The organism is Microtetraspora malaysiensis, from assembly GCF_050947145.1.
Taxonomy (GTDB): domain Bacteria; phylum Actinomycetota; class Actinomycetes; order Streptosporangiales; family Streptosporangiaceae; genus Microtetraspora_A; species Microtetraspora_A malaysiensis.
Window position 1 is genome coordinate 8,046,401 of the sequence record NZ_CP191998.1, and the last position, 22,015, is coordinate 8,068,415.

At 71.2% G+C, this 22,015-nt stretch carries 18 protein-coding genes; 9 read left to right on the plus strand and 9 right to left on the minus strand.

Annotated features, from left to right (window positions below):
* Window positions 1–358 precede the first annotated feature (358 nt).
* Both ACQP1V_RS37630 and ACQP1V_RS37635 read left to right on the plus strand, forming a co-directional pair.
* Complete coding sequence (locus ACQP1V_RS37630; protein ID WP_433415485.1) at window positions 359–1,363, plus strand: LacI family DNA-binding transcriptional regulator; 1,005 nt, start codon at window positions 359–361, stop codon at window positions 1,361–1,363.
* On the plus strand, window positions 1,350–2,717 hold the full coding sequence (locus tag ACQP1V_RS37635; protein ID WP_433415487.1) for a serine/threonine-protein kinase: 1,368 nt from the start codon (window positions 1,350–1,352) through the stop codon (window positions 2,715–2,717). Before ACQP1V_RS37630 ends, ACQP1V_RS37635 begins: the two co-directional genes overlap by 14 nt.
* A 110-nt stretch (window positions 2,718–2,827) precedes the next feature.
* Here ACQP1V_RS37635 and ACQP1V_RS37640 read toward each other — a convergent pair whose 3' ends face one another.
* From ACQP1V_RS37640 to ACQP1V_RS37670, 7 genes are all read right to left on the minus strand, one after another.
* Window positions 2,828–4,453 (minus strand): glycosyl hydrolase family 8, encoded by a 1,626-nt coding sequence (locus tag ACQP1V_RS37640; RefSeq protein WP_433415490.1) that lies wholly within the window; start codon window positions 4,451–4,453, stop codon window positions 2,828–2,830.
* A gap of 304 nt (window positions 4,454–4,757) precedes the next feature.
* Window positions 4,758–6,338: a glycoside hydrolase family 13 protein gene (locus tag ACQP1V_RS37645; protein ID WP_387414493.1), complete on the minus strand. Its 1,581-nt coding sequence runs from the start codon at window positions 6,336–6,338 to the stop codon at window positions 4,758–4,760.
* A 52-nt stretch (window positions 6,339–6,390) separates the two neighbouring features.
* A complete protein-coding gene (locus tag ACQP1V_RS37650; RefSeq protein WP_433415493.1) occupies window positions 6,391–7,389 on the minus strand; it encodes a carbohydrate ABC transporter permease in 999 nt (332 codons plus the stop codon).
* A gap of 15 nt (window positions 7,390–7,404) precedes the next feature.
* On the minus strand, window positions 7,405–8,322 hold the full coding sequence (locus ACQP1V_RS37655; RefSeq protein ID WP_433415496.1) for a carbohydrate ABC transporter permease: 918 nt from the start codon (window positions 8,320–8,322) through the stop codon (window positions 7,405–7,407).
* A 67-nt stretch (window positions 8,323–8,389) separates the two neighbouring features.
* Window positions 8,390–9,763, minus strand: a complete 1,374-nt coding sequence (locus tag ACQP1V_RS37660; RefSeq protein WP_433415499.1) for an ABC transporter substrate-binding protein — start codon at window positions 9,761–9,763, stop codon at window positions 8,390–8,392.
* 362 nt (window positions 9,764–10,125) lie between these two features.
* Window positions 10,126–11,142 carry a LacI family DNA-binding transcriptional regulator gene (locus ACQP1V_RS37665; RefSeq protein ID WP_433415502.1) on the minus strand — a complete coding sequence of 339 codons (1,017 nt, stop codon included), beginning with the start codon at window positions 11,140–11,142 and terminating at the stop codon, window positions 10,126–10,128.
* 125 nt (window positions 11,143–11,267) lie between these two features.
* Window positions 11,268–12,260 carry a LacI family DNA-binding transcriptional regulator gene (locus ACQP1V_RS37670; RefSeq protein WP_067126090.1) on the minus strand — a complete coding sequence of 331 codons (993 nt, stop codon included), beginning with the start codon at window positions 12,258–12,260 and terminating at the stop codon, window positions 11,268–11,270.
* A 130-nt stretch (window positions 12,261–12,390) separates the two neighbouring features.
* On the opposite strand from ACQP1V_RS37670, the gene ACQP1V_RS37675 reads away from it, so the two are divergent.
* Entirely contained in the window at window positions 12,391–12,768 is a 378-nt protein-coding gene (locus ACQP1V_RS37675) for a hypothetical protein (protein ID WP_433415505.1), read from the plus strand.
* A 193-nt stretch (window positions 12,769–12,961) separates the two neighbouring features.
* Here the strand turns inward: ACQP1V_RS37675 and ACQP1V_RS37680 are convergent, their stop codons facing one another.
* Window positions 12,962–13,270, minus strand: a complete 309-nt coding sequence (locus ACQP1V_RS37680; protein WP_433218676.1) for a hypothetical protein — start codon at window positions 13,268–13,270, stop codon at window positions 12,962–12,964.
* A 6-nt stretch (window positions 13,271–13,276) separates the two neighbouring features.
* Window positions 13,277–13,507 (minus strand): DUF6158 family protein, encoded by a 231-nt coding sequence (locus tag ACQP1V_RS37685; RefSeq protein WP_067125234.1) that lies wholly within the window; start codon window positions 13,505–13,507, stop codon window positions 13,277–13,279.
* A 311-nt stretch (window positions 13,508–13,818) separates the two neighbouring features.
* Between ACQP1V_RS37685 and ACQP1V_RS37690 the strand changes: the two genes are divergently transcribed.
* The 6 genes from ACQP1V_RS37690 (at window position 13,819) to ACQP1V_RS37715 (ending at window position 21,947) form a co-directional block, all read left to right on the plus strand.
* A complete protein-coding gene (locus tag ACQP1V_RS37690; protein WP_433218678.1) occupies window positions 13,819–13,968 on the plus strand; it encodes a hypothetical protein in 150 nt (49 codons plus the stop codon).
* 139 nt (window positions 13,969–14,107) lie between these two features.
* Window positions 14,108–17,329 (plus strand): S41 family peptidase, encoded by a 3,222-nt coding sequence (locus tag ACQP1V_RS37695; protein ID WP_433415508.1) that lies wholly within the window; start codon window positions 14,108–14,110, stop codon window positions 17,327–17,329.
* Window positions 17,330–17,390: 61 nt separating this feature from the next.
* Window positions 17,391–17,894, plus strand: coding sequence for a PH domain-containing protein (locus ACQP1V_RS37700; RefSeq protein WP_433426082.1), 504 nt, complete (start codon window positions 17,391–17,393; stop codon window positions 17,892–17,894).
* Entirely contained in the window at window positions 17,891–19,750 is a 1,860-nt protein-coding gene (locus tag ACQP1V_RS37705) for a PH domain-containing protein (protein ID WP_433415511.1), read from the plus strand. Before ACQP1V_RS37700 ends, ACQP1V_RS37705 begins: the two co-directional genes overlap by 4 nt.
* A gap of 28 nt (window positions 19,751–19,778) precedes the next feature.
* Window positions 19,779–20,816, plus strand: a complete 1,038-nt coding sequence (locus tag ACQP1V_RS37710; RefSeq protein WP_433415513.1) for a hypothetical protein — start codon at window positions 19,779–19,781, stop codon at window positions 20,814–20,816.
* A 69-nt stretch (window positions 20,817–20,885) separates the two neighbouring features.
* Complete coding sequence (locus ACQP1V_RS37715) at window positions 20,886–21,947, plus strand: DUF2293 domain-containing protein (protein ID WP_433415516.1); 1,062 nt, start codon at window positions 20,886–20,888, stop codon at window positions 21,945–21,947.
* The last annotated feature ends 68 nt before the right edge of the window (window positions 21,948–22,015 follow it).

The following is a 22,015-nucleotide window of genomic DNA, read 5'->3' on the forward strand; positions in this document are numbered from 1 at the left end:
GAGAGGCGTCCGCCGGTCCGTGATCTCGTTGTCAAGGACCCTACCGCGACGAGCACGCAGCCCTTCGTCACTCAGTTCGACCATTGATGGTCAAGTCGCCGGTCAACCCGCTTTCATCATCGCCGTTCGCCGGAATACGTTCGCGTTCTCCACGGCGAAATCCCGCGCTGAACTGCTATTGAACTGCCACCGAACTGCCGCGAAAACAACAGGACAGCAGGCCCCTGACCATATCGAACGGGGGTCGAATACTCCGAAAGGTTTCATACGGATGAAACCTCTGTTGACACGCACGAAACAGTGATACGTTCCGTTGGGAGCGCTCCCAAGCCGTAACACTTCGGGCCGAGGAGACGGAATGGCCGATCTTCCCACCCTCGCGGAGGTAGCCGCCGCAGCCGGCGTCTCTCCGGCGACCGCGTCCCGGGTCCTCACCGGCTCGGTCCGCGTGACGACCTCCACCCGCCGTCAGGTGCACGACGCCATGTCCCGCCTCGGCTACGTACGGCGGCGCGCGCCCCGCGGCTCCGGGGGCAGGCGCACCGACCAGATCATCGCCGCCGTCGTCTGCGAGCAGACTCCGCGACTCTTCAGCGAGCCCTTCTACGCCAGGCTGCTGTCCGCCTGCGAGGACACGCTGGCGGCGCACGGCGTCCCGATGGTCGTCATGACCGCCACACCCGCGACCACGGCGATCGCCGCCCCGCCGCTGGTCGCGGGGGCGGTGGACGGGGTGCTCCTGGTGAGCGCCCGATCGCGCCACCCGCTCGCGGTCACCCTCGCCGCCTCGGGCATCCCCGTACGCTGCGCGGGCCGTCCCCCGGACGGCGTCGAGCTGCCGTACGTCGACATTGACAACCAGGACGGCGGGCGGCAGGCGGCCGAGCACCTCCTGCTGAGCAACCGGAGGGCCATCGCGACCATCGCCGGCCCCCCGACGCTCCCCGCCGCCAGGGACCGCCTGGACGGGTTCCGCCAGACGCTCCGCGACGCGGGCGTCGCCGACCCGCCGGTCGCGTACGGCGACTTCAGCCACGCCTCCGGCGCGCACGCCATGCAGTGGCTGCTGCAACGGGCGCCGCACCTGGACGCCGTCTTCGCCGCGTCGGACGTCATGGCGGCCGGGGCCATGCAGACGCTGCGCCGCGCCGGGCGCAAGGTGCCGGACGACGTCGCCGTGGTCGGCTTCGACGACGCGCCGATCGCCCGGCACACCTCCCCCACCCTGACCACCGTCCGCCAGCCCGTCGAGGAGCTCGCCTCGCTCGCCGCCAAGCTGCTCCTCGCCTCGGTGGCCGAGGCCAGGGTGTCCGAGGGCGACCCGGTGCTGCCCACGGAACTGGTGGTTCGTGAATCGTCCTGAGCTCCGCGAGGGCGACGTCCTGACCCGCCGCTACCTCCTGCAGGAGCGGATCGCGACGGGCGGAATGTCGGTCATCTGGCGCGCCTTCGACCAGTCCCTGCAGCGCACCGTCGCGATCAAGGTGCTGGACGGCGCGCTGGACGGGGACCACCCGGGCCGCGAGCTGATCCGGCGCGAGGCCAGGGCGACCGCCCGGCTGATCCACCCGGACGCCATCGAGGTCTACGACTACGGCGAGACCGTCACGAACGGCGGCCGCCTCGCCGCGTACGTGGTCATGCGCCTCCTTGAGGGACGCTCGCTGGCCGACCGCGTCACCGAGGGACCGCTGCCCTGGGCGGAGGCGACGCTGATCGCGACCCGGCTGGCGCGAGTGCTCGCCGCCGCGCACGAGCGCGGCATCGTCCACCGCGACGTCACACCGGAGAACGTGCTGCTCACCCCGGACGGGGCCAAGCTGCTCGACTTCGGCATCGCGGCCTTCACCGGCGAGGCCGACGACCATCTCGTGGCCGACTTCGGCACGCCGCCGTACGTCGCCCCCGAGCGGCTGCGCGGGATGACCGCGGACCCGGCGGTGGACGTGTACGCCCTGGGCGTGCTGCTCTACGAGATGCTCACCGGGGCCCCGCCGTACCCGGAGACGACCTGGGAGGGCATTGAGGCGGCACGGCGCGACGGCCCGCCCCCGGTGCCGGACGTGGCGGGCCTGCCCGCCGAGATCGGCGAGCTGTGCCGCCGCTGCCTCTCCCCCGACCCCGCCGAACGGCCGAGTGCGGACGAGGTAGCCGAGGTGGCCGAGTCACTCGCGCCGGGACAGGCCCCGGACGGGCACCGCCGCCGGGGATGGGGGGCGGCCGCCGCGGCCGGGGCGGTGGCGGTCGGCGTCCTGATGTGGTCGCAGTTGGGCGCGGCGGGGAGCGGCATCGTGGCCGCCCGGCCGACGACGGACGCGCCGACGCCGGCCGTCGCGTCGCCCGTCGCCCGCACGTCGGGCCGCACGTCGGGCCGCACGTCGGGCCGCACGTCGGGCCGCACGTCGGGCCGCGAGCGCGACGTGTCCGCGCTGCCGCTCGCCACCTCGGGGCGGGTCCCCCTGGACCGCGCCGTCGCCCGCTTCGACGTCGTTCTCGCCGACGGGCTGGCCGACGCCGAGATCAGCCCGGACGCGGCGCTGGACCTCAAGCAGGTGCTGCACAACTCCGTCAACGGGCGCGACGTCAACGGCGTGGCGCACGTCCGGACCAAGCTGGACGACCGGCTGCGGGAGGGCATGCTGTCCGTCCCGCTCATGCGCCGGCTCGGCGGCGCCGTCGACGACGTCCACACCGCGCTGACCCGCTCCCTCGCCTGAACCCGCGCCTGGAACCCGCGCCTGGAACACGCGCCTGAAACACGGTGTTCCCGGCAAGACGGGACGCCTTGCCGGGAACGGTTCGAGCTCGGGACCTCAGGCCGGCCGGGTCACGGCAGCCAGTAGTTGCCGGAGGCCAGGATCATGACCTGGAGCTGGATGCTGGCCGAGTAGTAGTCGTTGGACGAGAACGACGTGTTGACCATCTTCGTCCACAGCGCGTCGAGCCACGCCTGGCTGCCCGGGTCCGTCATCGCGGTCACCGCGAACGGGGCGAAGAAGGCGGGCTCGCTGCCGCTGCTGATCTGTGAGCCGCTCAGCGCGTACCCGACGCCGATGCTGTTCGCGTTGCCGCCGGTCTTGCTCTTGATCCACGTGTTGATCTTCCGGGCGGAGGCCAGGGACGCGCTGTCGCCGCTGGTCACGGCGTCGGCGCCGATGCGCCAGGGGTCACGGCAGGCGTTCCACCAGTACTTGCCGTCGTTCGCGTCCTCCAGCACCTTGCCCGGCGCGGGCTTGGGTGTGGTGTTCGTGTTGACCACGAAGTCCGCGAGCAGGCCGGTGCTCGACGCGTAATTCGCCTGCTGGGAGGTGATCAGGTTCTGGTGCGCCGTCCTGATCGTGTCCCACGCGCTGTCACCGGTGGCCTTCTTGAACGCCCGGAAGTGGTCGATCATCCAGTCGGACGAGCGGGTGACGTAGTACAGCGAGTCGCCCGAGGTGCTCCAGTCGCCCAGCAGCGTCAGGTGGGTCGTCGGGTTCACCTCGTTGGCCTTGATCGCGTTGATGTGCTTGACGGCCAGATCCTTGTAGTTGTACGTCCCGGAGCTCCCCCACTGCCGGTCGGCCAGCAGCAGGCCGAGCGCGACGTCCAGGTCGCCGTCGGTGGCCGAGTCGGAGCCGTTGACGCTCTTGCACGAGGAGTCCTGCTCGGCCGCGAGCAGGTTGGGGTTGTGCACGGACGGGTGGGCCAGCATGTACTTGACCATCCCGTCGAAGATCGTCTTCGCGTTGGAGTCGACCCCGGCCATGGTGGCGACCACGACCATGCCGTAGCCCTGTCCCTCGGCGACGTAGGGGTGGTCGGCGTCCGGCGAGATCACCTGGTACCAGCCGTTCCCGCAGTTCTGCCGGATGAAGGCGGACTTCCACGTGGTGTAGTAGTCGATCACCTTCTGGTCGAGCGTCGCCTGGGAGCCCGTCGGGCGCAGCGTCCCGGCCGCGTACGCGAACTGGTGACTGCCGAAGGGCACGGCCGGGCCGGTGCCGCCGCCGTCCTGACTGACCACGGTGAGCTTGTCGACGTTCGGCCCGCCGTCCGCGCCGGTCCCGGTGGCCCGGACGGTGTTGGCTCCCGCCTTGAGGGTGACCGAGACCGACCTGTCGGCCCAGGTGTCCCAGCTCCCGGTCCCCGCGAAGGACACGCCGGTCGCGACCGTGGTCCCGTTGACCGCGATGTCCATCGGGCGCGCGGTCGTCGTGCCGTTGGCGTACCGGAGGGTCAGCGTGGCCGGGCCGGCCGCGGCCGAGGACGCCGACCACTGCACGTAGCCGCCGGCGGCGTTGACGTAGTCGACGAATCCGGTCCCGGTGTATCCGGTGTGGTTGGTGGCCACCGAGGCCCCGGAGAGCGTGGCGTCCTCGGCCTGGTAGACGGTCGTCGCCGCGGCGGCGGGATGGGCCGTGGCCAGGGGAAGCAGCAGTCCCGCGACGATGATCAATGGTCGAATGCGCATCTCATCTCATCCTGTGTGCGTGACGAGGATCGGCTGGAGGCGTGCGCCGGGGCCGGTACGGACCCGGGGATCGGTCAGGCCCGGACGACTCGCGTCCGGGCGGGGGGACGGGGGGCCGCGCGGCCAGGACAGGGCGAAGGTTAGGAAAGCTTCCTAACTTTTGCTGCTATGGCACCAGCCGGGCCGCCCATCGTCAAGACCCAAAAATCAGCCGCGTCCGCCCGGCGACTCCCCGCCTGACGCCGCTCCACGGCGAAGGGCCCGGACGGGATCGCTCCCGTCCGGGCCCTTCGCCCGTCGTGCCTCAGACCAGCCAGGCCGCCGTGTCGGCGCGCAGGAGGTCGCCGTCGAGCGGCCCGCTGGCGAGCAGCACCGCCTCGTGCGGCGGCAGCCGCACGGGGTCGGGGCCGAGGTTGACGACGCAGGTCACGCCGGTGTCGCGGGTGAAGGCGAGCACGGAGTCGCCCAGCGGCAGCCAGGTCATGGCGCCGTCGCCGAGCCGCTCGTGGCGGAGGCGCAGCGCGGCCCGGTACAGCGACAGCATCGACCCGGGATCGGCCCGCTGCGCCTCGACCGTGAGGTCCTTCCACGCGGCCGGCTGCGGAAGCCACGGCTCGCCCGTGCTGTACCCGAACGGCGACTCGCTGCCCGACCAGGGCAGCGGCACACGGCATCCGTCCCGGCCCGGCACGGTGTGCCCGGAGCGGCGCCACATGGGGTCCTCGCGCAGCTCGCCCGGGATGTCCTCCACCTCCGGCAGCCCCAGCTCCTCGCCCTGGTAGACGTACACGCTGCCGGGCAGGGCCATGGCGAGCAGCGCCGCCGCCCTGGCCCGGCGGTACCCCAGCTCGGGGTCGTGCGGTGCGCCGTCCCTGCGGTCGGCGTTGTCCCAGGACGTGTCGGCCCTGCCGTACCGGGTGACGGGGCGGGCGACGTCGTGGTTGGACAGCACCCAGGTCGCGGGGGCGCCCAGCGGGACGTGCGTCGCCAGGGTCAGGTCGATGGCCCGGCGCAGCGCCCCCACCTCCCAGGCGGAGGAGAGGAAGTCGAAGTTGAAGGCGGTGTGCAGCTCGTCCGGCCGGAGATACCGGGCGAATCGCTCCTGGTCGGGCAGCCACACCTCCCCGATGAGCGCGCGGCCCGGGTACTCGTCGCAGACCCGCCGCCACTCCCGGTAGATGTCGTGGACGCCGTCGTGGTCGGTGTAGGACTCCTCCACGCTGTCCAGGTCTTTCAGGAGCACGGCGGCGGAGTCGATGCGGAAGCCGTCCACGCCGCGGTCGAACCAGAACCGCAGGATGTCCAGGAACTCGGCGCGGACCCGCGGGTTCTCCCAGTTGAAGTCCGGCTGCTCGGGAGCGAAGAGGTGCAGGTACCACTCCCCGTCCGGGACGCGGGTCCAGGCGGGCCCGCCGAAGATGGAGCGCCAGCCGTTGGGCGGGGTGTCGCCGTCGCCCTCGCGGAACCAGAACCGCTTCCTGGCCTCCGAACCGGGACCGGCGGCCAGCGCCTCCTGGAACCAGGCGTGGCGGTCGGATCCGTGGTTGGGCACGACGTCGATGATGACCCGGATGCCGTGGGCGTGCGCCTCCTCGATCAGCGCCTCCGCCTCCGGCAGGGTGCCGAAGACCGGTTCGATGCCCCGGTAGTCGGCCACGTCGTACCCGCCGTCGGCCATCGGCGACGGGTACCACGGGTTGAGCCAGATCGCGTCCACACCGAGATCGGCGAGGTACGGCAGGCGGGCCCGCAGCCCCGCCAGGTCTCCGGTGCCGTCGCCGTTTCCGTCGGCGAAGCTGCGCAGGTACACCTGGTAGATCGCGGCGCCGCGCCACCATTCTTCTTCGGGTTGTGGAGTGGTCCCCCGAGAGGCATTGCCGGACATGCTGAACACAACTCCTTACACAAATGGGTGAACCGGCGGACGCTCGACCGTGTCAGCCCTTGAGGCTTCCAGCGGTGAGGCCGGCCATGATGCTGCGCTGGAAGAACAGGAAGACCACGATGGCGGGGACGCTGGCGATGACGAGCGCGGCCATGAGAACGTTCTGCGGCATCTGAGCGGAAAGGGAGGAGATGCCGACGCTGATCGGCATCTTGTCGGTGTCCGGCTGCACGAGCAGCGGCCAGACGAAGTCCTTCCAGACGCTCACCACCGACAGGATGGAGACCACGCCGAGGATCGGCCGCGACACCGGCAGCACGATCGACCAGAGGATCCGCGCGGGGGAGGCGCCGTCCATCTCGGCGGCCTCGATCAGCTCACGCGGGATCGAGTCGAAGAACCGCTTGAGCAGGAAGATGAAGAACCCGTTCGCGGCGGCGGGCAGCCAGATCGCCCAGGGCGTGTTCAGCAGGTTCCAGCCCAGGATCGGCAGCTCTTTGACCGTCAGGTACGCGGGCAGCAGGATCACCATCGGCGGGATCATCAGGGTGGCCAGCATCATGGCCAGCACCGCCTTGCCGAGCACCGGCCGCAGCTTCGACAGCGCGTACGCCGCGGACACGTCGAAGGCCAGCGTGAACAGCCAGGCCCCGGCGGCGTAGACGACCGTGTTGCGCAGGAAGAGGCCCAGGTCGAGCTGGTCCCACGCCTCCTTGTACACCCCGAAGTCGATCTTCTCCGGGAAGAGCGAGGGCGGGATCTGGGCGATCTCCTCGGGCGACTTCAGGGCGCTGGTGACCATCCAGTACAGCGGGAAGACGAAGATCGCGGTGAACGCCGTCACCACGGCGACCAGGACCGTCCAGTAGACGATCCGGCCGCGGGTGGTGGTCAGCGTGTACGGCGAGACCAGGCCCCGGACCTCGCGCCGCTCCCCCGCCCTGCCCGGACGACGGCGTCCCTTCCTCCGTACCGGCGCGGGCGGCCCGAGCGGGGCCCGCCGGTCCGGGCGGACGTCGGCGCCGGACGCCTCGGCCGTGCGGTTCGACATCGGTGCCACTCCCCTTCAGTTCTTGTCGTCCCGCGAGACGCGCAGGTAGACGGCCGAGAACACCATCAGCACGATCATGAGCATGAGGCCCAGCGCACCGCCGCCGCCGAAGTTCCCGAAGCTGAAGGCGTACTGGTACATGAGGTAGGCGACGGTGACGGTCGCGTTCTCCGGCCCGCCGCCGGTCAGCAGGTACGGCTCGATGAAGACCTGCATGGTCGCGACGATCTGCAGCAGCAGCATCACCAGGAGGATCAGCCGGGTCTGCGGGATCGTGACGTGCCAGACCCGGCGCAGCAGCCCGGCACCGTCCAGCTCCGCCGCCTCGTACAGCTCGCCGGGGATGCTCTGCAGCGCCGCGAGGTAGATCAGCGTGCCGGTGCCGAGGTTCATCCACGTGGACACGATGACCAGCGAGATCAGCGCCGTCGTGGTCGAGTCGAGCCAGCTCAGCGTGGGCAGGTGGACGGCGTCGAGTATCTGGTTGAACAGCCCGGGACCCGGGTCGTAGAACCACTTGAACAGCAGCACCGCGACGGCCGGCGGCAGCATCACCGGCAGGTAGACGACGACCCTGAGATACGCCTTGGCGTGCCGCAGCTCGTTGAGGACCAGCGCGATCACGAACGGCACGGCGTATCCGGCGACCAGCGCGAGCAGGGTGAACATCGCGGTGTTGATCCAGGCCGGCCCGAACGCCGAGTCCTCCGTCACCGTGCGGAAGTTGTCCAGCCCCACCCACTCGGGCGGCCCGACGAAGTTCGTCTTCTGGAAGCTGAGCAGGAACTCCCGGATCATCGGGTACCAGGAGAAGAACGCGAAGCAGACGAGCGCCCCGCAGAGGAACCCGTACGCCGTGAGGTTGCGGCGCACGGCACGCCTCATCGCCTCCCGGCCCCGCCGCCGCGAGCTCCGCACGGTGATTGTGGTCATCGGTTTTGACTCCTGAATCGACGTGACCACCGGGGCGCCGCGCGTCGGCGACGCCCCGGAGCCGAGGTCAGCTCGACTTGGCGAGGATGTTGTCGACCTTCTTCTGCGCGTCCGCGAGCAGCTGGTCGACGTTCGCGTCCTGCCTGGTCAGCACTGCCGACATCGCCGTGTCGAGCACCGCGTAGATCTCCTGGGCCTTCGGCGGCTCCAGCTTGAACTGGACGGCCGCGTTCGCGTCGACGTAGCTCTGGAAGTGCTCCACGGGTATCGTCGCGAACTGCTTGCGCAGCTCCTGGATCTTCTGGCCCGGCTCGGCGCTGCCGAACAGGTCGATGTCCGGCAGTCCGACCGGCAGCCCGTCCGCCTTGGCCCGCTCGTAGTTGAACTGGCCCTGGCCGGGCGTCAGGAACTTGTACTCCAGCCACTGGAGACCGGCCTTGATCTGGTCCGGGGTGGCCTTCGGGTTGAACATGTAGCCGTCGCCGCCGCTGAGGGAGGACGTGGCCTCCGGCATCCCTGCCACGCCGTAGTCGTCGAACTTGCCCTTGAAGGTGTTGTTGACCTCCTTGACCACGTCGGGAGCGCCGATCATCATGCCGAGCTTGCCGCTGCCCATCATCCGCATGAGGTCTTCCCAGCGCAGCAGTTGCTTGGTGCCCATGCTGTTGTCGGTCCAGCGCATCTGCTTGAGGTTCTCCAGGACGGCCTTGCCCTGGGGGCTGTTGAAGGCGGCCTTCTTGCCGTCGGGCGTCACCATGTCGCCGCCGCGGCCGTAGATGGAGGAGGTGAAGTGCCAGCCGCCGGTGTTGCCGGCGCTGTACTCGCCGTACCCGACGTAGCCGGGGCCGAGCGCCGCGACCTTCTTGGCCGCCTCCTGCACCTCGGCCCAGGTCTTGGGCGGGCTGTCGGGGTCGAGACCGGCCTGGGTGAAGAGCTTGCGGTTGTAGACGAGACCCGTCGAGTAGTTGACCCTCGGCAGGCCGTAGATCTTGTCGCCGCTCTTGAAGACGCTCATGACGTCAGGGCGGATGTTCTTCAGCGCGGGAACGCTGTCGAGGTACGGCGTGACGTCCGCCGCCTGGCCGGCCGCGATGATCTTCTGGACGTCGGTGTAGTAGACGTAGAAGACGTCCTCCATCTGCCCGCCGGCCAGCTTGGCCTGGAACGTCTCCGGCACGATGCAGGGGAACGCGTCCTTGCCCTCGACCGTGATGTTCGGGTGCAGCTTCTGGAACGCCGCGACGTCCGCGTCCCACTGGGCCGCTTCCTTGGCGTTGTTCTTCGGAGGCTTGCAGCCGACCGTGATCGTGACCGGGGCGTCCGCCCCGGCCGACGCGCCGGGCTTGGCACTGTCCTTCGCGTCGTCACCGCCGCTGCCACAGGCGGCGACGGTGAGGGTGATGCCTGCCGCCAGCAGTATCGAGAGGTTGCGGGATTTCATCTTGTTCCCTCCTGGAACGGCACACCACGACCCGTCTAGGCGCCCCCGCTCGCCCACCGTCTCATCGAACGGCCACGAGCCGGACATTTGCCTGAAACATACAAAGCGACACATATAAGAGCAAGACTCTGGTGTGTCTGATGCAAAAAAGTGACAGCAATGCGAATCTCCACGGCAGGTCCCGTCGATCGCCGGCGGCATGGGAAGGGGCGGCATCGGGCCCGGACCAGGGGGTTACCCGGGCGGGATCGGCCGACGTGACGGGACCAGGCGGGACCGGCCCATGCGGGATCGGGCCACGCGGGCGGGCCACGCGGGCGGGCCACGCGGGCGGGCCACGCGGGCGGGAGAGAAGACCAGGCTCAGGCGGGGTCGGCCGGCGCGGGTCCCGTGGAGGAGCGGACGACCAGCTCGGGCTCGAACAGCAGCTCGTCACCCGGGACGGCGCCCGCGCGGATCTGCGAGACGAGCAGTTCGACGGCGGCCCGCCCCATCGCCTCGATGGGCTGGCGCACGGTCGTCAGCGGCGGATCGGCGCAGTTCATCAGGGCCGAGTCGTCGTAGCCGACGACGGAGACGTCCCCCGGGACCGACAGCCCGGCCCGGCGGGCGGCGCGGATCGCGCCGAGGGCCAGCACGTCGCTGGCGCAGGCGATGCCGGTGACGCCGTGCCGCACCAGCCGGGCCGCCGCGGCGTGGCCGCCCTCGATCGAGAACAACGCGTGCTCGACCTGCTCGGGGGCCAGCTCCAGCCCCTTCTCCTCCGCGAACGCCCGGAACGCGGCGAGCTTGCGCCGGGACGGCACATGGTCGGGCGAGCCGAGCAGGATGCCGACGCGACGGTGGCCGAGGGCCAGCAGGTGGGCGAGCGCCATCTCGGCGGCGGCCACGTCGTCGCAGGAGACCTGGGGGAAGCGCAGGTGCTCGACGGCGGCGTTGACCAGCACGATGGGGAGCCCCCGCTCCCGCACCCGCTCGTAGTGCGTGTGTGACGCATTGCCCTGGGCGTACAGGCCGCCGGCGAAGACGATGCCGGACACGTGCTGCTGGAGGAGCAGATCGACGTAGTCGGCCTCCGAGACGCCCCCGACCGTACGGGTGCAGAGCACGGGCGTGAATCCCTGCTGGGCCAGCGCGCCGCCGACGACCTCGGCGAACGCCGGGAAGATCGGGTTCTGCAGCTCCGGGAGCACCAGGCCGACCAGGCGGCCCCGCTCCCCGCGCAGCCGTGAGGGCCGCTCGTACCCGAGCACGTCGAGGGCGGTGAGCACGGCCTCTCTGGTCGCGTCGGACACGCCGGGCTTGCCGTTGAGGACGCGGCTGACCGTCGCCTCGCTCACGCCCACCTTCTTGGCCACTTCCGCAAGCCGTCGTGTCATGAACGCAAGCATACGACAATTCGCGTAAGAATTTGCGTTCGCTTGCGCAGCGTACGCGTCCGGCCGGAGCGACCGCCACGGTCGCCCCGGCCGAGCCGACCGGCGGCGCAGGGTGAATCAGGCGGTCAACCGGCGGCGGCGCGGGGGCGGGCCGTGGAGGCGCGCACCACCAGTTCGGGCTCGAAGAGCAGCTCGCCGGTCGCGACCGCGGTCCCGTCGATCTGGTTGACCAGCAGCTCGACCACGGCCCGGCCCATCGCCTCGATCGGCTGCCGGATCGTCGTCAGCGGCGGATCCACGCACGTCATCAGCGCGGAGTCGTCGTAGCCGACCACGGACACGTCCTGGGGCACCCGCAACCCCTGCCGGCGGGCGGCCCGGACCACCCCGAGCGCGAGCGGATCGCTGCCGCAGACGATGCCCGTCACATCCCGGGCGAGCAGCTTGGCCGCCGCTGCGTGGCCGCCCTCCAGCGAGTGCATGGTGTGCTCGACCAGCTCGCCGCCGGACGCCCGGAACGCCTCCAGCTTGCGTACGGACGGCATGTGGTCGGGCGGGCCGACGACGAGGCCGACACGCTCGTGCCCGAGCGACCGCAGGTGGCCCACGGCCTGCTCGACGGCGATCGAGTCGTCACATGACACGCGGGGGAACTCCCAGTGGTCGGCGGCCGCGTTCACGAGGACCGTCGGCAGCCGCCGGTCGATCAACCTGAGGTAGTGCTCGTGCACCACCCCCGCCTGCGTGTACAGGCCGCCCGCGAAGACCACGCCGGACACCTGCTGCTGCAGCAGGAGATCGACGTAGTCCGCCTCCGAGATGCCGCCGACGGTACGGGTGCAGAGCACGGGCGTGAACCCCTGCTGGGCGAGGGAGCCGCCGACCACTTCGGCGAACGCCGGGAAGATCGGGTTCTGCAGCTCCGGGAGCACCAGGCCGACCAGGCGGCCCCGCTCCCCGCGGAGCTGCGTGGGCCGCTCGTATCCGAGCACGTCAAGCGCGGTGAGCACCGCCTCCCGCGTCGCGTCCGAAACGCCCGCCTTGCCGTTGAGCACGCGACTCACCGTCGCCTCGCTCACCCCCACTTTTTTGGCAACTTCGGCAAGTCGTCGCGTCATGGGCGCAAGCATAGGTCCGGCAACACCGGTACTTTACGATCTTCTGCTTTTGTAAGCGGGTTGTAAGTGACCTGCAAGGGGACGTCCCTAACGTCGCTCCCCGTCTCAAAGATCACTAGGAAGGCAATCAATGAGCATCGTCCGGAACTCTCTCGCCGTCGTCGCGGCGTCCGCGGTTCTCGCCCTGACCTCGGCCTGCGGCGGAGGCGCTGACAAGGTGGCGCTCTGCGCGGAGACCACCAAGGCGATGACGGACTACCAGGGCGCGATGGCCTCGGCCGGCACGAACTTCGACGGGTTCAACAAGGCGAGCTCGGACTTCGCGGCCAAGCTCAAGGAGATCGCCGGCAAGGCCGACGGCGACCTGCAGAGCGCGCTGACGAAGTTCGGCGACTCCTTCGGCGCCCTCAAGATCGACCCGAAGGCCGCCGACGCCGCGACCAAGGTCGGCGACTTCGCCAAGAAGGTCACCGAGGCCGGCGCGGCCTTCGCCAGCGCCTGCAGCTGACGTCGGCGACTCCGACGTCTTCGGAGCCTCCCCGCAGCACAGAGCTCTCCCGTCACAGGCTCCCCTGTAAAGGGGGCTCTCCCCTCGCGGACACCCGTCCGCACCGAAGCCGCCGCACTCCGCGAGGTGCGGCGGCTTCGCCGTGTCGGCAGTGGTCACGCCGGGATTCACCGCCCGCGTTCAGCGTCGCGACTCAGTACTCCAGGCTCCAGTCGTTGGGCCCCACCAGGTAGACGCCCTGGCGGCGCACCAACCATCCGTCGGCCACCAGGACATCGAGGCTCTGCCGTACGAACTCTTCGGGGAGGTCGGCGAGCCGGGTGATCTCGGCGACGGTGGCCGGGCGCCGGTCCACGCCCAGCGCGGCCACGGTCTCGTACACGCGCATGTCGTCGTCGTACACGCTCTGCACGTCGGCGAGCGGCCAGGGGGCCTCCGCGACCCGGACGGGGGCGTCACCGGCGCGGCCGCGCGCCCTCCGACCTGTCATCGTTCTGCTCATGGCGGCTCACCTCAGCCGTGCTCCGCTGCGCAGGCGCTCCGGATCCACGTCCCGCTCGGGGTAGCGCTTGAGGTACTCCCCCTCAAGCTGCCTGGTCCGGATCGTGTGGTGCTCCAGCGCGTCGTCGGATCCGTGCAGGAGGGTGTCGGTCCGGGTCTCGTGGAGATGGCGCATCTCGCGAAAGAGATCGTCGTCGTCGAGTTCCCGGGGGTCGACCCCCATCTCCCTGGTCGTCATCTCTGCCCCCTCAGACGAGGTTCATTTGCGCTCGCTTCGCTCGCGCGGGCTCGGGGCGCCTTCAGTCGATGTCTTCCCTCGTCACTCGGAGTCGCTCGTCCCTCGCTCCCCACTCGCTCCTCAGTCCAGACACCGCCGCGCCCCTCGCGCGACCTGGATCGGCTTGTCCCAGCGCTCGTCGGGCCTCGTATGCCGCACCTCTGCCCGGCCTGGAGTCAGCAAACCTCGTCACGGGGTGACAAATAACCGAATTGGGTATCAATCGCGTTGATGCGGACATGTGCTCGCATCATGGCCCAAACGGGGGAATTATGGCTGAAACACCTAAGAAGAAGGCCGCGAAGTCGACGGGCAAGGCCAAGAAGTCGGCCATCAAGCAGGCCCGCTCGGCCAAGCAGTCCAAGAAGTCGTCCGGATCGACCGGCTCCATGGACGAGCGGCCGACGACTCAGAACGAATAACCGCAGAACCAATAGCTGACCGAAGGGCCGGGCCACCCGATCCGGGCCCGGCCCCGGACGTGCCACGCCCGCGCCGGCGCCGCCCGCCAGGTTCACGGCGTGACCATCCGGACACATCCGCGACACCCGACGAGGCGGCATGTCTGGGTACTTCCGCTTTCCGACAATCTTTCGCGACGTCATCGTCTTCGCCTGCGAGGACGACCTGTGGATGGTCCACGCGGACGGCGGTCGCGCCTTCCGGCTGACCGCGGGCCTGGCGGAGGCGACGTACCCCCGGTTCTCCCCCGACGGGGGGCGCATCGCCTTCGTCGGGCGCGAGGAGGGGCCGGAAGAGGTCTACGTCATGCCCGCGGAGGGCGGGGCGACCCGGCGGATCACCTTCCACGGCGCCAGCTCCGTGGTGACCGGCTGGGACCCCTCGGGCGCCGTCGTCTACGCGAGCGACGAGTGCCAGCCGTTCGACGGCTACCGGTGGCTGCACCGCGTCCGTCCCGGCGGCGTGCCCGAACGCCTGCCGTACGGCCCGGCCGGGACGATCTCGTACGGCCCGCCCACCCCGGGCCAGGGGCGGTGCGGCATGGTGCTGGGGCGCAACACGGCCGACCCGGCGCGCTGGAAGCGGTACCGGGGCGGCACAGTGGGCGACCTGTGGGTGGACCCGACCGGGCGCGGGGCGTTCCAGCGGCTCGTCCAGCTTCCCGGGAACCTCGCCTCGCCCTGCTGGGTCGGCGACCGGATCTACTTCCTGTCCGACCACGAGGGGATCGGCAACGTCTACTCCTGTACTCCGCAGGGCGAGGACCTGCGACGGCACACCGATCACGGCGACTACTACGCGCGCAACCTGTCCTCGGACGGGTGCTGCCTCGTCTACCACGCCCACGGCGCCGTCTACCTGCTCGACCCGTCCGACGGCGAGGCGCGGCAGGTCGACGTACTGCTCGGCAGCTCGCGCACCCAGCGCAACCGCAGGTTCGTCTCGGCGGCGGAATACCTGGACACCGCGACGCTCAACCCCGACGGCAGCGGGCTCGCGATCACCACCCGCGGCAAGGCGTTCTCCTTCGCCAACTGGGAGGGGCCGGTACGCCGCCACGGCGTGCAGGACGGCGTCCGCTACCGCTTCCTGACCTGGCTGAACGACAATCGGCGGCTGATCGCGGCGGCCAGCGACGACGGCGACCGCGAGGTGCTGGTCATCCTGGCGGCCGACGGCGAGACGGAGCCGATCCGGCTCGACTCCGCCGACACCGGGCGGGTGAACCGGCTCGCCGTCTGCCCGACCGGCGACCGGGTGGCGGTCACCAACCACCGCAACGAGCTCCTCGTCGTCGATCTCGCCCACCTCGCCGACGAGCTCGGCGTACGCGTGACCGAGGTGGAGGCCAGCCTGTTCGGGGCGATCGAGGACCCGGAGTGGTCGCCCGACGGGTCGTGGCTGGCCTACGCCTGCCCGATCTCCGCGCAGGCCACGGCGATCAAGCTGTTCCACGCCGAGACCGGCGAGACGTTCATGGCGACGCTGCCGCTGCTGGTGGACCACCGGCCGTCGTTCGATCCGGGAGGCCGCTACCTCTACTTCATCGGGCAGCGGGCGTTCACCCCCGTCTACGACGAGCTCCAGTTCGACCTCGGCTTCCCGCTCGGCACGCGGCCGTACGCGATCGCGTTGCGCTCGGACGTGCCGTCGCCGTTCGTGCCCGAGCCCCGTCCGCTCTCCGAACCCACGGCCACACCGGCGGAAAACGCGGGCCGGGCTTCGGAGGAACCGGGCGGCGAGGCCGAGGAGGCCCCGGCGCCGCTGGTCATCGAGACCGCGGGGCTCACCGACCGGATCATCTCCTTCCCCTTGCCGGAGGGCCGGTACGGCCGGGTCGCGGGGCTCGACGGCAAGGTCGTCTACACGACGTTCCCCACACTCGGCGGACCCGCCACCCTGCGCTGCTACGACTTCGCCAAGCAGAAGGCCGAGGTCCTCGTGAGCGGCCTGACCGACTTCCAGCTCGGCCGCGACCGCAGCACGCTGCTCTACCGCGCGGGCGACCGGCTGCGGGTCCTCAAGGCGGGCGAGGAGCCGCCGGACGACGACACACCGAGCCGTACCAGCGGGTGGATCGACCTGAACCGGGTGAAGGTCTCGGTGGCCCCGGACGCGGAGTGGCGGCAGATGTTCCGCGAGGCGTGGCGGCTGCAACGCGAACATTTCTGGGACGAGGACATGGCCGGCATCGACTGGGACGCCGTCTATGACCGCTATCTCCCCCTGGTCGACCGGGTGACCACGCGGGGCGAGTTCTCGGACCTGCTGTGGGAGCTGCTCGGCGAGCTCGGCACCTCGCACGCGTACGAGACCGGCGGGGAGTACCGCGAGCGGCCGCACTACTGGCAGGGGAAGCTCGGCGTCGACTGGTCCTACCGCGACGGGCGCCACGTCATCGCCCGGATCGTCTCCGGCGACCGCTGGGACCCCGACACGACCTCGCCGCTCACCCGGCCCGGGGTGAACGTACGGCCCGGCGACGCGATCATCGCGATCAACGGGCAGCCGCTCGGCGCCCACACCACGCCGAACCAGCTCCTGGTCAATCTCGCCGACGAGGAGGTGGAGCTGACCGTCGAACGCGACGGTGAGACCCGGGCGGTGGTCGTACGGGCGCTCGCGGACGAGACGCCCGGCCGGTACCGCGACTGGGTGACCGCCAACCGGAACCTGGTCCACGAGCGGACCAGGGGCAGGGTCGGCTATCTGCACATCCCGGACATGGGGCCGCACGGCTTCGCCGAGTTCCACCGCGGTTTTCTGGCCGAGTACGACCGCGAAGGGCTGATCGTCGACGTCCGCTTCAACGGCGGCGGCAACGTGTCCGCCCTGCTGCTGCAGAAGCTCTCGCGCCGGCGGCTCGGGTACGACTTCCCACGCTGGGGCGTGCCCGAGCCGTACCCGCCGGAGTCGCCGCGCGGGCCGCTGGTCGCGGTGACGAACGAGTGGGCGGGATCGGACGGCGACATCTTCTGCCACACGTTCAAGCTGCTCAAGCTCGGGACGCTGATCGGCAAGCGGACCTGGGGCGGGGTCGTCGGCATCTGGCCCCGGCACCACCTGGCCGACGGCACGGTGACCACGCAGCCGGAGTTCTCCTTCGCGTTCGACGACGTCGGCTGGCGCATCGAGAACTATGGCACCGACCCGGACGTCGAGGTGGACATCACACCCCGGGAGTACGCGCTGGGCGTGGACAGCCAGCTCGACATGGCCATCGACGTGGCGCTGGAGCGCCTCGCCGTCTCGCCGTCGCACACCGCGAACCCGGCGGACCGGCCCCGCCCGATCACACCGACGCTGCCGCCCCGCGCATGACATTTGTCCTGCGAGAACGTGGAGCTGACCGGCATGCGGCGGTGGGCGATCTGGCAGAGTAATAAGCGTGCAAACCCCCACCACCCTCCGTCCCCCGCTGCACCGCGTGAGCCGTACCGCGATCTGGTACTGGACCGTACGGGCGTGCCTGGGTTGGCTGGTGTTCATCGGCGGGCAGGTCGCCTGGATGGTGGCCGACGGTGGTGATCAGCGCACGCTGCGGATCTCGGCGCTCGGCGTCACCGCGGTCCTGGCCGCCGCGCACCTGATCGTCATGCCCCGGTGGCGGTACCACGTGCACCGCTGGGAGACCACGCCGGAAGCCGTGTACACGTTGTCCGGGTGGTTCAAGCAGGAGTGGCGGATCGCCCCGGTCTCGCGCATCCAGACCGTGGACAGCGAGCGCGGCCCCCTGGAGCAGCTCTTCAAGCTGGCCAACGTCACGGTGACCACCGCCTCCGCGGCCGGCCCGATCAAGATCGGCGGCCTGGACCGCGCGACCGCCGACCGCATCGTCCACGAGCTGACCGCGAGCGCGCAGGCCACCGCCGGTGACGCCACGTGAACGGCGACGGCGGCGAGGAGTGGCGGCGGCTCCACCCGCGGATGCTGGCCGTCCACCCGTTCCATGTGGCGGTGCGCGCGGTGCCCGCGCTGCTCGGGCTGTCCGTGGCCGGGTCGCGCGGCGGCATCCCCGGTCACATCTTGAGCTTCGGCGCCCTGGGGCTGATGGTCGTGATCGGCGTGCTCCAGTGGTTCACCACGACGTTCCGGATCACCGACGAGCACGTCCAGGTGCGCAAGGGCCTCTTCCGCAGGCAGGTGGTGACGGTCCCCCGCGACCGGGTGCGCTCCGTGGACGTCACCTCGCACATCCTGCACCGCGTGCTCGGGCTGGCGCGGGTCGAGATCGGCACCGGCCGCTCGGACCAGAAGGGCGGCGGGGCGGTGAAGCTCGACGCGCTCGGCATGGCCGAGGCCGCCCACCTGCGCGAGGAGTTGCTGCACCGCCGGCCCGCGGCGGCGGCGCGGGCCGGCGAAGCGCTGACCGGCGCCCCCGGCCCGTACGCGGCGACCTCGGCGGGCGTGGTGACCGGCCCGGCGGACGGCGATCCGGCCGCGAGCCCCGGTTCCGGCCAGGCCTCGTGGGCGGAGACGGACGCGCTCACGAGCACGGGACATGCGGCGACCGGGACCGGTCCGCACGGCGCAAGCTGGGGATCACCGGCTGATCCGCGCGGGGACGCCGCGCCGGTCACCGCCGCCGCCCACCGGAACGACGCGTGGCCCACCGGAGCGGCGCCCGCCTGGGATGCCGGGCAGGAGGAGACCGAGCTGGCCCGGCTGCGGCCGCGCTGGATCAGGTACGCCCCGTTCACGCTCTCGGGCATCGTCGCGATCGGCGTCGTCGCCGGATTCCTGTCGCGGCTGATCAACGAGGGTGGCGTGGACCTGCGCCAGGTCGGCGCGCTGCGCGACGGCTGGGCATGGTTCACCGACATCCCGGTGTGGACCGCGATCACGGCGTCCGTCGTCGCCTTGATCGTCTTCGTGGCGGTCGCCTCCACGCTGGGGTACGTCCTGTCGTTCTGGGGGTTCCGGCTGACCCGGCACTCCGGGGGAACGCTGCACGTCACACGGGGGCTCGTCACGGCCCGGGCGACCACGATCGAGGAGCGGCGGCTGCGCGGCGTGGAGGTCAGCGAGCCGCTGCTGCTGCGGGCCGTACGCGGGGCCCGGCTGATCGCGGTGACCACCGGCCTGCGGGTCGGGCGCGGCGCGCAGCGCGGCGGCTCGATGCTCCTGCCGCCCGCGCCGGTCGCCGAGGTCGAGCGGCTCGCCGAGGTAATCCTCGCCCCCGGTCCGTCCGGCGCCGCCTCCCCGCGCGAGGCGTCGCCAGGTGAGTCGTCTTCTGGTCAGGCGTCTTCGGGTGAGGCGTCGCCGATCACGGTCCCTCTCGTCCCGCACGGTCCCGCGGCGCTGCGCCGCCGCTTCACCCGCGCGCTCGGCGTGAACGCCCTAGCCGTGCTGGCGCTCCTGGCGCTGTGGGAGTGGGCGGGCGTGCCGGCCTGGACCTGGATCACCGCCCTGGCGTGCCTCCCGCTCGCGGCACTGCTCGCGGCCGACCGCTACCGGAGCCTGGGGCACGCCATGACCCCCGAGTACCTGGTCACCCGCTGGGGATCGCTGGTCCGCAGGCGGGTCGCCCTGGAACGCGACGGGATCATCGGCTGGAACGTCACCCGGTCGTTCTTCCAGCGCCGGGCGGGGCTGGCCACGCTCACGGCGACCACGGCGGCCGGCAGGCAGGGCTACGGTGTCTCGGACGTGGCGATGAGCGAGGCGATCGACCTCGCGGCGGCGGGCCTCCCCGGCCTGCTCGACCCGTTCCTCGTCGTCCCGGAGAAGAACACCCCCTGACCTGGACAAACCCGCGCAAGGAGATCCGATGAAGCGCTTCACGAGGGCGGCCGTCTCCCTGGCCGCCCCGTTGGCGGCCGCGCAGTTCGTCGTGGGCGCGACCGCGCCCGCCGCGGCCGCGGCGCCGCAGCCCGTGCGGGTGCCGTCCGGGGTGACGGCGGGCTACGTCGTCTTCGACCGGCAGGCGGGCAAGGTGATCGCGAATCGCCAGGTCCATCACCGGTTCAGGTCAGCCTCGGTGGTCAAGGTGCTCATCGCGATCGACTACCTCGAACGGCGGAAGGGCGCGATCCCGGCCGCCGACGCGGCGCTGCTCGCCACCATGCTGCGCGGCAGCGACGACGACGCCGCGACCGCGCTGTGGCGGCGCGGCGGCCAGGGGAAGATCGTCCAGCGCATGTCCCGGAAGATCGGCCTGACCGACACCGCGCCGCCCCCGGCCGCCAAGCCGGGGTTCTGGGGATACACCGCGATCAGCGCCCTCGACATCGCCCGGGTCTACCGATACCTGCTCGACACGGCGCAGCCGCGCGTACGCGACGCTGTGATGGGCCACCTGCGCCAGGCGCAACAGTGCGCGACGGACGGTTTTGACCAGTATTTCGGCATCCCGCGCGGTGTCCCCCGCCCGTGGGCGGTCAAGCAGGGCTGGTCGGGGTACGGCTCCGTGCCGCCGGTCAAATGCGTACGCTCCGCGAGTTCCTCGACCGGCATGGCGCCAAGGGGCGCGGCGGGCCCGGCCACGATCGGGGCGAGCGCCACCGATCTCACCGCCGTCACGACCGGACCAGCGGGTCTCGCGGTGAATCTCACCGCAGGTCTCACCGCGGGTCTCAGGTCGGATCTCACCGCGGGTCGCGCGGCAGGCCTTACGACAGGTCGTGCGGCGAGTCTGCGGCGGGGCAACGCGGTGGACTTCAGCCGTCCCGTGCTCCACACAACCGGCGTGATCGGCGACCGGTTCATCATGGTGGTGCTGACCACCCAACCGGCCGGCGCGTCCTACGGCTCGTCGGCGACCCGGCTGACCGCCCTCGCCCGGGACCTGTACCGCAGCGTGCGCTGAGGACCGCCGTTATCCACAGGCTCGGCCGGTGCGGCGCCGTACGGTCTGGGGATGCGGCACCCTTGTGCGGTGGGAAACGACGAGGCGACGGGGAGCAGGCTGGCCGGGCGCGTGGCCCGGGCGGCGCATGAGGCGCTGACCCTGCGGGGGCACGTGACGGCGATCGACGTGATCACCGGCCTGCGGTGGTCCTATATCAGGGACGTCGAGACGTGGCGGCAGGGGCGGGCCGACAGTCTGGAGCGGGTGACCGCGGTGAACGCGGCCAAGATGGCCGACGCCGTGGCGCTCCTCCGCGAGTGGGCGCTGGCGCGCGGGCTGGTCCAGGGCGAGTCCACATACGTGTCGGGCGGCCGGGACCGGCGCCCGCTGCGCTTCACCGTCGACGGCGGCGAGGAGGCGGAGCGCGCGTTCCGGGTCCACTGGTTCTCTCCGGAGCTGAGCGAGGCCCGGCGCAAGCGGCTCGCCGAGCGGGAGGCGCAGCCGCCGGACCTGACGGTCGTCGCGCCCCTCGAACCATGGACCTGCGCGGGCTGTGGAGACACCGGGCCGCACCACATCATGGAAGACGACCGGCCACACTGCCTGACCTGCGCGGACATGGACCATCTCGCCTTCCTGCCCGCCGGAAACGCGGCGCTGAGCCGCCGGGCCAAGAAAGAGAGCGTGCTGTCGGCGGTGGTCGTCCGGTTCAACCGCCGCAGAAAGCGGTTCGAACGGCAGGGCATCCTCGTCGAAGAGGAGGCGCTGGCCCGCGCCGAGGAGCAGTGCCTCGCCGACGAGGAGGTACGGCTCCGCCGCCGCGAGCGAGACCGGCTGCGGCGCGAAGCGGGAGACGTCGAGTTCCAGGCCGAGCTCGCCGCCGAGATCCGGCGGCTGTTCCCCGGGTGCCCGCCGGAGCGCGCCGAGACGATCGCCCTGCACGCAGGGCTGCGCGGCAGCGGGCGCGTGGGCCGCACGGCCGCGGCCCGCGTGCTCGACGAGCGGGCCGTCACCCTGGCCGTCGTCGCCTCGGTACGCCACCTGGACACCGACTACGACCGCCTGCTGATGGCCGGGGTTCCCCGGCAGGACGCGCGGGACCGCATCCGCGACCGCATCGACCAGGTGCTCACCGCCTGGCGCGCCTGAGAGAGACGAGGGCCGCCCACGACGCCCCAGCGAGGCGGCTGGGGCGGTCCTCACGCGGGCGGGGCGGC

Bases quoted from the DNA above. Each gene is read 5' to 3' on its own strand.
- ACQP1V_RS37630 (WP_433415485.1), top strand. From the start codon at position 359: ATGGCCGATCTTCCCACCCTCGCGGAGGTAGCCGCCGCAGCCGGCGTC.
- ACQP1V_RS37640 (WP_433415490.1), bottom strand. From the start codon at position 4,453: ATGCGCATTCGACCATTGATCATCGTCGCGGGACTGCTGCTTCCCCTG.
- ACQP1V_RS37645 (WP_387414493.1), bottom strand. From the start codon at position 6,338: ATGTCCGGCAATGCCTCTCGGGGGACCACTCCACAACCCGAAGAAGAA.
- ACQP1V_RS37650 (WP_433415493.1), bottom strand. From the start codon at position 7,389: ATGTCGAACCGCACGGCCGAGGCGTCCGGCGCCGACGTCCGCCCGGAC.
- ACQP1V_RS37655 (WP_433415496.1), bottom strand. From the start codon at position 8,322: ATGACCACAATCACCGTGCGGAGCTCGCGGCGGCGGGGCCGGGAGGCG.
- ACQP1V_RS37660 (WP_433415499.1), bottom strand. From the start codon at position 9,763: ATGAAATCCCGCAACCTCTCGATACTGCTGGCGGCAGGCATCACCCTC.
- ACQP1V_RS37665 (WP_433415502.1), bottom strand. From the start codon at position 11,142: ATGACACGACGGCTTGCGGAAGTGGCCAAGAAGGTGGGCGTGAGCGAG.
- ACQP1V_RS37670 (WP_067126090.1), bottom strand. From the start codon at position 12,260: ATGACGCGACGACTTGCCGAAGTTGCCAAAAAAGTGGGGGTGAGCGAG.
- ACQP1V_RS37675 (WP_433415505.1), top strand. From the start codon at position 12,391: ATGAGCATCGTCCGGAACTCTCTCGCCGTCGTCGCGGCGTCCGCGGTT.
- ACQP1V_RS37680 (WP_433218676.1), bottom strand. From the start codon at position 13,270: ATGAGCAGAACGATGACAGGTCGGAGGGCGCGCGGCCGCGCCGGTGAC.
- ACQP1V_RS37685 (WP_067125234.1), bottom strand. From the start codon at position 13,507: ATGACGACCAGGGAGATGGGGGTCGACCCCCGGGAACTCGACGACGAC.
- ACQP1V_RS37690 (WP_433218678.1), top strand. From the start codon at position 13,819: ATGGCTGAAACACCTAAGAAGAAGGCCGCGAAGTCGACGGGCAAGGCC.
- ACQP1V_RS37695 (WP_433415508.1), top strand. From the start codon at position 14,108: ATGTCTGGGTACTTCCGCTTTCCGACAATCTTTCGCGACGTCATCGTC.
- ACQP1V_RS37710 (WP_433415513.1), top strand. From the start codon at position 19,779: ATGAAGCGCTTCACGAGGGCGGCCGTCTCCCTGGCCGCCCCGTTGGCG.